This is a genomic window from Aulosira sp. FACHB-615 (genome assembly GCF_014698045.1).
Classification (GTDB): domain Bacteria; phylum Cyanobacteriota; class Cyanobacteriia; order Cyanobacteriales; family Nostocaceae; genus Nostoc_B.
Window position 1 is genome coordinate 205581 of record NZ_JACJSE010000006.1, and the last position, 13156, is coordinate 218736.

11 protein-coding genes are annotated in these 13156 nt (G+C 40.5%); 6 read left to right on the top strand and 5 right to left on the bottom strand.

Going from position 1 to position 13156, the window contains the following annotated elements; all coding sequences use genetic code 11:
- Nucleotides 1-62 precede the first annotated feature (62 nt).
- The 5 genes from xerC (at nt 63) to H6G77_RS12670 (ending at nt 8548) form a co-directional block, all read left to right on the top strand.
- Nucleotides 63-1472: a tyrosine recombinase XerC gene (gene xerC / locus H6G77_RS12650; RefSeq protein WP_190592470.1), complete on the top strand. Its 1410-nt coding sequence runs from the start codon at nt 63-65 to the stop codon at nt 1470-1472.
- A 140-nt stretch (nt 1473-1612) separates the two neighbouring features.
- The gene (locus H6G77_RS12655) at nt 1613-1804 is read left to right on the top strand and encodes a hypothetical protein (protein WP_190670692.1); all 192 of its coding nucleotides are present in this window, start codon (nt 1613-1615) and stop codon (nt 1802-1804) included.
- A gap of 228 nt (nt 1805-2032) precedes the next feature.
- Nucleotides 2033-3880 carry a malto-oligosyltrehalose trehalohydrolase gene (gene treZ, locus H6G77_RS12660; RefSeq protein WP_190871737.1) on the top strand — a complete coding sequence of 616 codons (1848 nt, stop codon included), beginning with the start codon at nt 2033-2035 and terminating at the stop codon, nt 3878-3880.
- A 237-nt stretch (nt 3881-4117) separates the two neighbouring features.
- Complete coding sequence (gene treY, locus H6G77_RS12665; RefSeq protein ID WP_190871738.1) at nt 4118-6883, top strand: malto-oligosyltrehalose synthase; 2766 nt, start codon at nt 4118-4120, stop codon at nt 6881-6883.
- 144 nt (nt 6884-7027) lie between these two features.
- On the top strand, nt 7028-8548 hold the full coding sequence (locus H6G77_RS12670; RefSeq protein WP_190871739.1) for a trehalase family glycosidase: 1521 nt from the start codon (nt 7028-7030) through the stop codon (nt 8546-8548).
- 266 nt (nt 8549-8814) lie between these two features.
- Here the strand turns inward: H6G77_RS12670 and H6G77_RS12675 are convergent, their stop codons facing one another.
- The 4 genes from H6G77_RS12675 to petJ form a co-directional block, all read right to left on the bottom strand.
- Nucleotides 8815-9093 carry a hypothetical protein gene (locus H6G77_RS12675; protein WP_190871740.1) on the bottom strand — a complete coding sequence of 93 codons (279 nt, stop codon included), beginning with the start codon at nt 9091-9093 and terminating at the stop codon, nt 8815-8817.
- Nucleotides 9094-9254: 161 nt separating this feature from the next.
- On the bottom strand, nt 9255-9725 hold the full coding sequence (locus tag H6G77_RS12680; RefSeq protein WP_190670678.1) for a VOC family protein: 471 nt from the start codon (nt 9723-9725) through the stop codon (nt 9255-9257).
- Nucleotides 9726-9780: 55 nt separating this feature from the next.
- Nucleotides 9781-10800: an aldo/keto reductase gene (locus H6G77_RS12685; protein ID WP_190871818.1), complete on the bottom strand. Its 1020-nt coding sequence runs from the start codon at nt 10798-10800 to the stop codon at nt 9781-9783.
- Between the two features lie 110 nt (nt 10801-10910).
- The gene (gene petJ / locus H6G77_RS12690; protein ID WP_190592503.1) at nt 10911-11237 is read right to left on the bottom strand and encodes a cytochrome c6 PetJ; all 327 of its coding nucleotides are present in this window, start codon (nt 11235-11237) and stop codon (nt 10911-10913) included.
- A gap of 273 nt (nt 11238-11510) precedes the next feature.
- Here petJ and H6G77_RS12695 point away from each other — a divergent pair, with 273 nt between their 5' ends.
- Nucleotides 11511-12293, top strand: a complete 783-nt coding sequence (locus tag H6G77_RS12695; RefSeq protein WP_190871741.1) for a histidine kinase — start codon at nt 11511-11513, stop codon at nt 12291-12293.
- 181 nt (nt 12294-12474) lie between these two features.
- Here the strand turns inward: H6G77_RS12695 and H6G77_RS12700 are convergent, their stop codons facing one another.
- A complete protein-coding gene (locus tag H6G77_RS12700) occupies nt 12475-12903 on the bottom strand; it encodes a Uma2 family endonuclease (RefSeq protein ID WP_242049202.1) in 429 nt (142 codons plus the stop codon).
- Nucleotides 12904-13156: the final 253 nt, after the last annotated feature.

Below are 13156 nucleotides of genomic sequence, written 5' to 3' on the forward strand. Positions count from 1 at the left end.
GCACCTTATAATACCAAGTGCCTTAAAATTGAGCATTCACATTTGAGCATTTTTTGAGCATTATGGTAAATAGCAGCACAACACCGACTGGTAAGACTAAGAAGGGTCAAATAGTAGTACGTGAGGATAGCGGTAGCATCAAGGCTTGCTTTCCTCGTAACTATTTCGCGGATGGTAAACAAGTCAAAAAAGGTACTGGTATTTCTAATGTTGAGGGATGGGAAGCTAAGGCAGATAAATTACAACGTCGGCTACAGTTAGAGCTTGAGAAGGGAAAGCTTGACGACGGCAACGGTAACTTTAATGAGGTACGTTATCAGGCAATTTTAAAGGAATACGGATTACAGGCAAGGCTTAGGTTAGTGGATGGAGGGATCAAAACTAGTGATGAATTACCACCTAAGCCAGAGTTATCACTACTTGAAGTCTGGGATAGGTATTTAGAATACATAAAACTAGGAATGAAAGAAAGTCATTTCGTTAATATGTATTGCCATCAATACTCAAGTTTTATTAAATCAGCAATTGAAGCTACTAAGTCAGAGGATGCAATCAAGATTAGAAATTGGTTAGTTGAGAATAGAAGCTTAAATAGAGTTAAAATTTTACTTTCTAATTTATCTAAAGCCTATCAATTGGCAATAAAAAACAAATCTGTAAGTTTTAATCCCTACGATGGATTAGCAGATGATATTAAGGTTTTAGGTGCAAAGGGAAAAAAACAGACAGAGGTTAACACAGAAACCGATGATGATGTACTAGATAAATCGAAAGCTTATACTTGGCATGACGTACAAACAATTTTAGAAGCTTTCAAAAATCACCCTAAAAAATTTCACTGGCATGATTTTACTAAATTTAAATTTCTTACAGGATGTAGAACGGGTGAAGCAATTGCTTTTTTATGGTGTGATATTAATTGGGAGAAAGAATGTGTATACATTCGTAGAACATACGATAGAGTAACTAAAAAGTTTTATCATACAAAAACATCCAAAGGGGATAAAGAATTAATTAGAATTTTCCCTATGCCTAAAGATGGGGAACTATGGAACCTAATAAAATCAATTCCTCAAGGGGAAGCAAATGAAACTGTATTTAAAACCAAAACCAAAAAAATCATACGTGGAAATATTTTTACTTCAGAACATTGGAAGCCAGTTATAGATAAATTGATAGAGCAAGGTAAACTAACTAAGTATTTATCACCCTATAACACACGACATACATTCATCACACACCAAATATTCGATTTAGGCAGGGATGAAAAAATAGTAAGTGCTTGGTGTGGTCATGGTGAAGCAGTCAGCCAAAAACACTATCAAGATATAACTGACAGAGCAATTCTAATTAACCCAGAATTACCAGCTAGTCCACAAACACAGCAATTATCGAAAATAGAGCAACTTGAAGAACAGTTACGACAGCAACAGGAATTAATTGACAAGCTGTTAGCTGAGAAAGGCAAGTAAACACAACTAAACCAACAATAAAAACCATTTTTACGAGTGGTATCAGTGGTTAACAACTTTTCCAGGGTTAAGTAACCACTGATTAAAACTCTAATCGATTGGTTTCAATCGATTCAATTTATATTTACGTTTCTACATAAATGCCGAATCCTAGAGGAACACCTGAAAATTTAGAACCAGGACAAAGAAAAGGTGAGGAACCCTTAACAGAGCAAATCAGCTTTCGTGCAAGTAAAGACATGAAAGATGCAGTGAAAGCACAACCCGACCCAGCACAATTTTGTAGGGATGCGGTACAAGAAAAATTAGATAAACAGAAACAATCGGATTGATACCCTTCTGAGAAAGTGTCATTTGAGATCAGATTTAAACTGACATCTCACCAGAGGATGGTCTTTTTATTTCCAAATGCTGACTACCAAATATATCTTTTGGCACTAGTGAAATAACTGAGAAAAATATCATGATGCTATCTGACAGATAACTGAAAAATGTTGACTTGATGACATTTACAGTTGTCAAACACTGATTCAGAACATCATTTAAGCGGAGGATGCTGTGTGAAAATTGGCGCTCACTACTTAGGTAACGGCGAGTGTGAGTTTATTGTTTGGTCTCCCACCTTAAACAGCGTTGCGGTAGAGATTTTAACGCCAGAGTCGCAGTTAATTCCGCTAAAACCGCAAGCAGAGGGATACTGGCAAGTAAAAGTCAATGATGTGTATCCGGGTACATTGTATCGATATCAATTAAATGAGCAAGAAGCTTTTGCTGACCCGGCTTCGCAGTTTCAACCCCAAGGAGTTCACGGTGCTTCTGTGGTTGTAGATCATCATTTTGAGTGGACAGATACAACCTGGACGGGTATTCCCTTAGAATCGATGATTTTTTATGAACTCCATGTCGGGACATTCACACCGGAAGGAACCTTTGCTGCGATTATTCCCCGTTTACCAGAACTACGGGAGTTAGGAATTAACGCGATTGAAATTATGCCCATTGCCCAATTTCCGGGCGATGATCATATTCAGCCTGATTTGGCATATCGCAATTGGGGATATGATGGCGTTTATCTGTATGCGGTACAAAATTCCTACGGTAGTCCCGCCGATTTCAAGCAATTTGTAAATGCTTGTCACGAACAGGGTATTGCTGTAGTGCTAGATGTGGTTTATAACCACTTTGGCCCAGAAGGTAATTATATGGGTCAGTTTGCGCCCTATTTTACTAAAACTTATAAGACACCTTGGGGCAACGCGATGAATTTCGATGATGCTTATAGCCAAGGTGTGCGAAATTATTTTATTCAAAATGCTTTGTATTGGTTGGGAGATTTTCATATAGATGCTTTGCGGCTGGATGCAATTCAAGCAATTTATGATTTGGGTGCAAAGCATTTTTTAGGGGAATTGGCGGAAACTGTGCATAACTTTTGCCAAGGGGGGACATGGAAACGTTATTTAATTGCAGAAAGTGACTTGAATAACCCGCAAATTGTACGTCCGCCAGAATTGGGAGGATATGGAATTGATGCACAGTGGAGTGATGATTTTCACCACGCATTACATACATTGTTAACAGGCGATCGCCAAGGGTATTATCAAGATTTCGGTAAGTGTGCCGATTTAGCTAAAGCTTACCAAGATACTTTTGTCTACGATTGGCGGTATGCACCCCACCGTAAGCGTTTTCATGGGATATCTTGCCGCGATCGCCCATTATCTCAGTTTTCAGTCTGTATTCAAAATCACGACCAAATTGGTAATCAAATGAAGGGGGAACGCTTATCTGAGCGAATTTCCTTTGCTGGTTTGAAATTAGCGGCTGGTGCTGTATTGTTGTCACCCTACTTACCGTTACTATTCATGGGTGAAGAATATGGCGAAACAGCACCCTTTATCTATTTTGTCAGCCACTCCGACCCTGAATTGATTCAAGCTGTGCGTGCTGGACGTAAGCAAGAGTTTGAGGCGTTCCACTATGCAGAAGATCCACCAGATCCCGAATCTGCACAGACATTTCTGCGGTGTAAACTTAACTGGGAATTGCGTCACCAAGGACAACACAAGGTTTTATGGAATTGGTATCGTCAGTTAATTAATTTACGCCAAACTCATCGCGCGTTGTTGAATTTTGACCGCGACAGTATAGCAGCAACTAGTGATGAAGACAAAAAATTAGTTGTTGTGCGGCGTTGGTGTGAGTCGGGTGAGGTGGTATTTGCGATGAATTTTAATTCGTCATCGGTGGCGGTGAGTTTACCAATTCAGCAAAGTGCGCGGAAGTTATTAGACTCAGCCGATGCTGTATGGTCTGGTGAAGGTTCTCAAGCTGCTGACAAACTCGCGGTGGGGGATGAGGTTGTGTTGGCGGCTATGAGTTTAGTTTTGTATAGCAATCCTAAATGAGTCGTGAAAAAGTATTCTTTTTAACGAACCGCAAAGGACGCATAGACGCGATAGCGGCTTCCCGAAGGGTAGGACACAAAGAAGGAAAGGAAGGAAAAGAAAGAAAATTTCACAAATTATTTAGGGCTGCTATATGAGGTTTTTTAACGCAGAGTTACGTGAAGTCAACGCGGAGGGGCGCAGAGTGTTTTCCCCTGAACCTCTTTTTCAACCTATTTATATACAAGTAACAATATTATGCGAATCCCAAAAGTAACTTATAGAATTCAGTTTACACCCCAGTTTGGCTTTGATGATGCTAGAGCGATCGCATCTTATTTATCAGATTTAGGTATTTCTGATTTGTATGCTTCGCCAATTTTTAAGGCGAGGACTGGGAGTACACATGGTTATGATGTGGTGGATGCTGCACTGTTAAATCCGCAATTAGGCACTCAGTCAGATTTTTCGGCTTTAGTGGCAGAATTACAAGCTTTGGGGATGGGTTGGCTACAAGATATTGTGCCTAACCACATGGCGTATAGTAGCGAAAATCTCTATTTAATGGATGTGTTGGAACATGGTGCAGATTCTAGTTATACCGATTATTTTGATGTTTGTTGGAACTCGCCTTTTGCTAATAGCCAAGAGCGCATTCTTGCACCATTGTTAGGAGATTTTTATGGCGAAGCCTTAGAAAAGGGAGATATTCAACTCCAATACGAGCAGAATGGTTTAACTGTTAACTATTACAGCTTAAAATTACCATTGCGGTTAGAGTCTTATAGCAAATTTCTGACTTACAATCTTGGTAAACTCACCCGCACACTGGGGAGAAATCATCCTGATTTTATTAAACTTTTAGGTGTTCTCTACATTCTCAAAAGTGTGCCTTCAGAAGTTACAGGTAAACAGCGTCAAGACCAAATTGCTTTTATCAAAGGTTTGATTTGGGAACTCTACAGCACTAATGATGATATCCGGGGATTTATTGACGAAAACCTGAAAATTTTCAATGGCGAACCAGGTAATTCTGAAAGTTTTAACTTACTCGATGACTTACTCAACGACCAGTTTTATCGTCTCGCCTTCTGGAAAGTTGGCGCGGAAGAAATGAACTATCGCCGTTTCTTTACTGTTAACGAACTTATCTCGGTGAAAGTTGAAGAAATGCGAGTGTTTAACAACACTCATAGTTTAATTCATAAGCTGGTAGAGGACGGTGTATTCACTGGCTTAAGAATTGACCACATTGATGGACTATACAACCCAACGCAGTATTTAGAAAGACTGCGCGAAAAAATGGGTGATGTTTATATTACAGTGGAAAAGATTTTAGAACTTACAGAAGATTTACCAAATAATTGGCAGATTCAAGGTACTTCGGGATATGACTTTTTGAATTATGTCAATGATGTATTTTGTCAAGCACAAAATCAAGCAGCTTTTAATAAAATTTACCATTCATTTATCGGTGCAAGGGTCAATTATCCATCACTGGTTAAAGAGAAAAAGCATCTGATATTAGAGAAAAATCTAGCGGGTGATGTGGATAATTTAGCTAGTTTGCTGAAGAATATTGCCAGCAAATATCGCTATGGCAATGATTTTACATTGAATGGTTTGAAACGAGCGATCGCAGAACTTCTCACATTATTCCCTATCTACCGTACTTATATCACTCCCGATGCAATTTCCGACACAGATAAAGCTTGTATTCAACAAGTAATTAACACAGCGAGAAAACAAGTACCTCTGTTGCAACATGAAATGAACTTTTTAGAAAAAGTCTTGCTGTTGCAGTTTGATGAATCTCTCAGCCAAACAGAAAAAGAACAGTGGATTTATTTTGTCTTGCGGATGCAGCAGTACACTGGGCCACTCATGGCTAAAGGTGTGGAAGATACTACTTTATATGTTTACAACCGTCTAATTTCCCTGAATGAAGTCGGCGGAAACCCCAGTCATTTTGGTATTACTATTGAGCAATTTCATAACTTTAACCAACAACACCAACAGAACTGGCCGCATACCATGAACGCCACCGCCACCCATGATACCAAGCGCGGCGAAGATGTGAGAGCGAGGTTAAATGTGTTGTCAGAAATTCCTCAAGAGTGGGAACAACAGGTAAATCATTGGAGTGAAATCAATCAATCACATCGTAGCTTAGTTGATCGCAACGATGAATACTTCCTCTATCAAACCCTAGTTGGCGCGTTTCCCTTTGCAGAACATGAACAAGCCTCCTTCGTGGAACGAGTGCAAGAATACATGATTAAAGCCATCCGGGAAGCAAAAGTTCACACCGCATGGTTACGCCCCGATAACGAGTATGAAGCAGCTTGTACCACCTTTGTACAGAAAATACTTGACCCCAACTTATCACGGGAATTTTTAGATAACTTCCGTCCCTTTCAACAAAAAATTGCCGAATATGGCATATTTAATTCTCTTTCCCAAACCCTTCTCAAAATTACTGCGCCTGGAGTTCCCGACTTCTACCAAGGAACAGAACTGTGGGATTTCAGCTTAGTTGATCCCGATAACCGCCGTCCCGTAGATTTTGAATTACGACGTAGTTATTTGAGTACCATCCAAGCACAAATCAAAACCGATATTCTCAGCTTTATTCCCGAACTACTAACTCAGAAAATCGACGGTAGAATCAAACTGTTTTTAACACTGCAAGCACTCAAAGCCAGAACACAATATCTTTCCTTATTCCAAAACGGCGAATATCAACCTCTACAAGTCCACGGAACTCACGCCAACCATATCATCGCCTTTGCCCGACAACATAACAAGCAAACCGCGATCGCCATTGTCCCCCGTTTCCTCACCAGCCTCACCCAACTCGGACAACCCCCACTAGGCGAGTCAGTATGGCAAGATACACACCTAAAACTCCCCGCCAAAACTTGGCAAAACCTCCTTACCCACCAAACTCTACAAACCGGAGATACTCTCCCCATCTCTCAAGCCCTTTCCCACTTCCCCGTAGCCTTACTAATTGCGGAGTGATTAATACAACAGTGGCGGGCAAGATGCCCACCCCACAAGAGGTTAAAGCAATCTCTAAATATACAAATAAAATCCCTCTTAATTCCTCTCCGCGCCTCTGGTTACTGAGCGAAGTCGAAGTATGCGTCTCTGCGTGAAATAAATATGACCAAACAACTCACCAGCCCACCAATACAAGCCGTCCGCATCTACATCAAACAAACCTGGAAAACCCTCACCCGTTCCCATCAACACTTACTAGAATCAGTCCAAGACACCAAACTAGAACACCCACCTAATACCCCGTGGCTAGTTTACATATCTCCCCAAGAAGACTGTAATACAGTCAAGGCTGTGTTAGAGCGATCGCTATCTGCAACCGAAATGCAGCAAATCGAAATTCGTACCTTACCCAACGAAGTTGCAGATATTCAAGAACACGGCTTGTTATATCTCCCCGGCGCTTATGTTGTTCCTGGTGGACGTTTTAACGAGATGTATGGCTGGGACAGCTATTTTATTTTGCTGGGCTTGCTGCGAGATGAAGAATGGGAATTAGCCCAAAGTCAAGTTGATCAATTACTTTATCAAGTGCAGCATTACGGCACTATCCTCAATGCCAACCGTACCTATATGCTGACGCGATCGCAACCCCCTGTCCTCAGTTTGATGGTGCTGGCGTTGTTTCAACATACCCAAGACATAGCATGGTTAAAATCAACCTTGCCCTTATTAGAACAGTTTTATTATTACTGGGTAGTACCGCCACATTTGAATCTGACCACAGGCTTATCTCGATATTTTGCTTTAGGAGAAGGGCCAGCACCTGAAGTTGTGTTTTCGGAACTGGACGAAGCCGGACGCAGCCACTACGAACGGGTCAAGGAATATTATCAAAAATTTGAGATTGATGATTATGATGTGAGTTTGTATTATGACCGCGAAAAAGACGAACTCACAGACTTATTTTACAAAGGCGATCGCTCTATGCGTGAGTCTGGGTTTGATATTTCCAACCGCTTTGGCCCTTTCAGCGTTGATATCATCCACTATGCGCCTGTTTGTTTAAATAGTTTGCTGTATCAAATAGAGCAAGACTTAGCGCAGATTCACGAGATTTTAGGTAATCCCGAACTTGGACAACAATGGAGCGATCGCGCCAGTCTCCGCCGTGAGCGTATCAATCAACACTTGTGGGATGAAGACACAGGACTTTACCTAGACTATCATTTCCCCAGTGGCGATCGTCGTCATTATGAATTTGCTACCACCTTTTATCCTCTCTGGACAGGACTTGCTTCACCCACACAAGCTGCAAGAATTGTCCAAAATCTACCAACATTCGCCGCGCCAGGGGGAATTTTTACCAGTTCTCATGTCACCGGAAATCAATGGGACGCGCCTTTTGGCTGGTCTCCCCTCACATTAATTGCTGTCCTGGGACTGCGCCGCTATGGATATCATACCGAAGCCAAGGAGATTGCTGATAAATTCCTCACTATGGCGATGAAAGAATTTACCAGATTTGGTTTCTTCGTCGAAAAATATGACGTTGAGCGATGCTCTGCTCAAGTTTCCGACGAAATTTGCTTTGGTTACAGTTCCAATGAAATAGGTTTCGGTTGGACTAATGGCGTGATTTTAGAACTTTTAGCTTTGGGTTACGGTGAGGGTGTAAGGGTGTAAGGGACTTGCATAAAAATAAAGTACCAGTAAACCGAGTTTCGACTTCGCTCAACTCTCAAGGGTCGAGGGTTGAGCGAAGCGATGCACTGAGCTTGTCGTTCGCGTAGCGTCTCCGGTAGGAGAAGTGTCGAAACCCGTCTGGTTGCAACCCTATTAACCCGCAAATCCCTAAATGAACAAAAACCCTTACTAAACCCTTTGAGAATCATGGGTTTCAAGTGGTGTGGAAAAATACTTCCCTGTTCCCTGTTCCCTTGTCAACCTCATCAAGATGATGGTGGAATCAAGCTGGCGGTTTTAGCGACACTATCCCAAACTATCCAAGCGCAGGAATTATCTACATCATCGGCATTATTGGTAACTTTAAAATAGAGTTTATCTCCGCCTTTCGGTTCAATGGCAAAATCAGCATTTTGAGCATAAACAACTTTGAAACCTCTATCACGCAAGCAATACATCGCCCAAGCTTTGAGTGATTGCTTGTATGGTTCGTGGGGAATGGGTGATTTTGTGAGTGCTGCTTCGATGACTTGAAATATCTGCATTGTGATAGTAATTCGGTTTGATTGTTGAAATTATCTGTAAAGGCTGGGAGTAGGGAATAGGGAGTAGGGAGTAGGAAAGAGTATTTTTTTCAGCAATCAAATATGAGACATATATGAAATAAAGGGAAAAGAGAAATCCGGTTTAGAAAAAGACTTAGGACTCAGTACTCATAACTCAGCACTTTATTTTCAGGTTGAGGATCGCAACGAATTTCAATCATAAATCCGTCAGGGTCATAAAAGTAGACACCTTTACCTGTAGGACGAGTAACTGGCCCATGTGCGATCGCTACTTTATTCTCCTCTAAAACCGCTAGTGCCGTCTCAAATAATCGCGGATCAATATCAAACGCCAGATGATACGCTCTTGTAAAACTCTGTTCTGGGTCTGGATGGGGTGGATTGAGATCCGGTGTCCAAAATAAATCTAAAATTACACCATCGGGGGTCACAAAGTTGGCAACTTTCCCTTCCGCGACAAGTTCCACCAGTGTTGCGGGGACTTGCTTACCCGTCAATTCATGTAAGCCCAAAATCTTACCGTAAAAGTGACGCGAAGCTTGCATATCTTTGACATTGAGAGCAATGTGATGCACTTTCCGCAAATTTCCAGGAGTAAGGATACTTTTCATACATCAGATTTTCAGATATCGCTTTGACGTACTAGCTACAGTAAATAACTACGAATTATCTTCGATATTCATCGCCACAATCGCCAATTATTTTATATAAATCGCGGGATTTTTGCGAGACTTGCTCGATGCGATCGCAATCTTCCTGATTTAAACTAAAACCAAATACTTTGGCATTATTTTCGATATGTTCCGATACACCCAGTCTTGCGCCAACAATCACACCTCCCACTGCTGGTTTATCTAAAATGTAACGTACAGCAACATTCGCAATACTGACACCATACTTATCAGCAATTTCTTTCAGCGTCACCAGCAATTCTTGAAATAATTGCCAACCACCCCAAGCATCAATCATATTTTTGTATTTACGTAAGCTGGCTGTACCTAAATCAAAGTTTCGTGGTTCTGGCTGACCTAAATATTTCTCTGATAAGAAACCGCCACAAACTGTCCCGTAAGTTAACAGTTTAATGTTATGTTCCTGACAAAATTCCACCATTGCCACTTCTGGACGGCGGTCAACTAAAGAAAACTGCACTTGATTAGAAACAATTTTAATTCCTGCATTGACAATAATTTGCAGGTGTTTTGTATCAAAATTTGTCAAAGCCAAGTGCTTTATTTTGCCCTCAGTTTGCAATTCTGTCATAAATATCAGGGCATCTAGATAATTTTTATCATTATATTCCCACCAGTGAAATTGCATTAAATCTAAAGATTCAACTCTCATTCTCCGCAAGGAAATATTAATATTTTCTTCAACGACTTTTTTCGTAATTTTTCGCGGACGAGGAACCCATTTTGTGAAAGCCTGTAAGTTAGCTAAAGCTTCTTTCCCTCTAGTTGCAATTAGTTGATGGCGAAATTCCCCAATAAAATCTTCAGCCGGGCCATAATGATCAGCTAAATCCCAGGTAGTAAAACCTGCATCCAGATATTGAAACATAGCTTGTATAGCTGCTTGTGGTTGAATATGTCCATGTGCGCCAGATACTTGCCACATTCCATTTAATATCCGACAAATATTTAAATCAGGAGTGAGTTGCAGACGACTTTCTGTAGGTAGTAGCACCATATATAGTAATCCGATTTGATTTTTGAATTATCTGTAAAGGCTGGGAGTCGGAAGTAGGGAGTAGGGAGTAGGACAAATATGATTCATATAATTGAATTGATAATTATCTAACGCCAATCTTTGGCTGCTTGTTCTAGAACATAAACCGCAACATCGTGAATTTCTTGCTCGCTCAGGCGGTCTTTATAAGCAGACATATTACTTTTGCCATTGGTGACAATAGATGTAATTGCCTCTATAGAATCCATATTATATTTCTTGAGGGCTTGCTTTTTTAAATTTTTTCCGCGTCTGATAATGTTACTGCCGTTAATATGGCAACCAGCACAATGCAGGCTAAATATTTGTGCGCCGTTTGCTGTGTCGCTGGCATTTGCAGGCAAGGTAAAAGTAGTTGTCAATAACAAGATAATTAAACTTAATAGCTGCATCATTTTGAGCAGATTAATTCTCATTATCTTAATTTGTGCTTTGGTGGTCATCATTGCTTGAGAGTGACTGTAATCTCAAATTTTATCTTCTCATAATTATGTGCATAGCGATACCCCATATTTGCTGTGTCAATAAAACCACAGATACAAACTGATAATTTGTCATTTTCTATCTAAAGGAAGTGTCTATTCCCAATAGAATACGTCAAAATTAAGATGTCGGAGATGACTAAACTAAATAAATTTATCCAAATTAGCTAAATACACGAGTTGAAAATGGTTAAAAATGTCAAAGAACAAATTCAAACTGACTTGAGACAAGTTAAAGAAACTGGTCAGTTACGGACTGAAAGAGTTAGAGAAATTGTCAAATCAGCAGTTTCGCAAGTTGCGGCTGAGTTGAAAGAAGGTTCAACCGAATTACGGGGACTGGTTAAAGATGCGGTTGCGGCTGTGATTGAAACTCTGCAAGAAAGAGGAACTGAAATTAAAGAAGAAGTGACAGCTTCTATTGAAGGTGCTTTGGAAGGTGCGAACCACAAAAGACACGAAACTATTATTCACACTCAGTCAGAACTGCAAAGATTACAGGCTCAGTTAGATAGTGAAGAAGAAAAACTTCAGCAAGATGTAGATGTGATATTAGCCGAGATTGAGGAAACAGGTAAACAAAATACTGCTGATACTAAAAATGTAATTGACTCGGCTGTGAATGCTATCAAAAATAGTGATGAAGTGTCGTTACTAAGAAAACGTTACGCTCAATTACAAGCACAATTAGCCATTGTCCGCGCGAATTTAGCAGCACGTTATGGCGGCCGTTCGGAAGAAATTCAAAATCATCTCAATGATGCCAAAAATTGGTATGACCAAGCTCGTCCCCAAGCGGAAGTTTTAGCGACCCAGGTATCACAGAAGCGATCGCAGTTAGAAGATAAACTAGGTGAAGCTGGTACAGCCATCGCCAAAAAAGAATTTCAAATCAAACAAACCTTACGCGAGTTACTCCTCGCAACTGCTGATTTGTTTAAAGACAAGGAACCAGCAGATAAAAACTAGTACAACAAGGCAAAAGGAAAAAGAAATAATAACGATATCACAAGCCTTTTAGCAATTCCCGATGGTCTGTTTATTTACGCTGATCTGTACTAGATACTCATATCATAATAACCCCGACTTCTTCAAGAAGTCGGGGTTCTGAGCAAGTACAATTTAGTTAACAAAGTACTTCATACAAAAGCTATCTTCCCCTAGTCATCGCCATAACAGCATCAACTGTAATTTCCGGGAGAATACCCAAACTGGGGAGAAAATCTCCGCTTGCAAAAATTATCGGTAAGTCATCTCCTTGCCAAACCCATATTTGCTGACGAGCCAAGTCGATTAACCAAGCCAGTTGGGTTCCATTACTAAGACAGTGGAGAATCTTATTTTGTAAGTCTAAAGTGCTTTGGTCTGGTGAGCGAATTTCAATTAACCAATCTGGCGCTCCATTAAATGGGCCATCTGCATCACTCAGGCGATCGCCTGCAATAATCACAATATCTGGTACTGGTGAGTAAGGCGGTACAATACAACGTAGCTTCTGCACAGCTTCAAATTGATCGGTGCGATCGTTAATATAATTTACTAGGTTACGTTGTAGCCTGGAATGAAATAAGGTTGGCATTATTTTTTGGACAACTCACCCATCAATTAGTTCCAATGCAGGAGAAGCTTCTATTTGAGGTTGAGCAAGAAACTCTGCAAGCGAAATCTTAGTACTTGACTGGGGCATATATTCTGCATAAAACTTTACTATGCTTGCTTGCATAGCATCTAATTATATAGCCTTTCCTAGTTTGCTGATGTACAAATTTATCTGCGTCCATCTGCGTTCATCTGCGGTTAATTATTCTTGCTTGTACTTCACTAGAATAAGA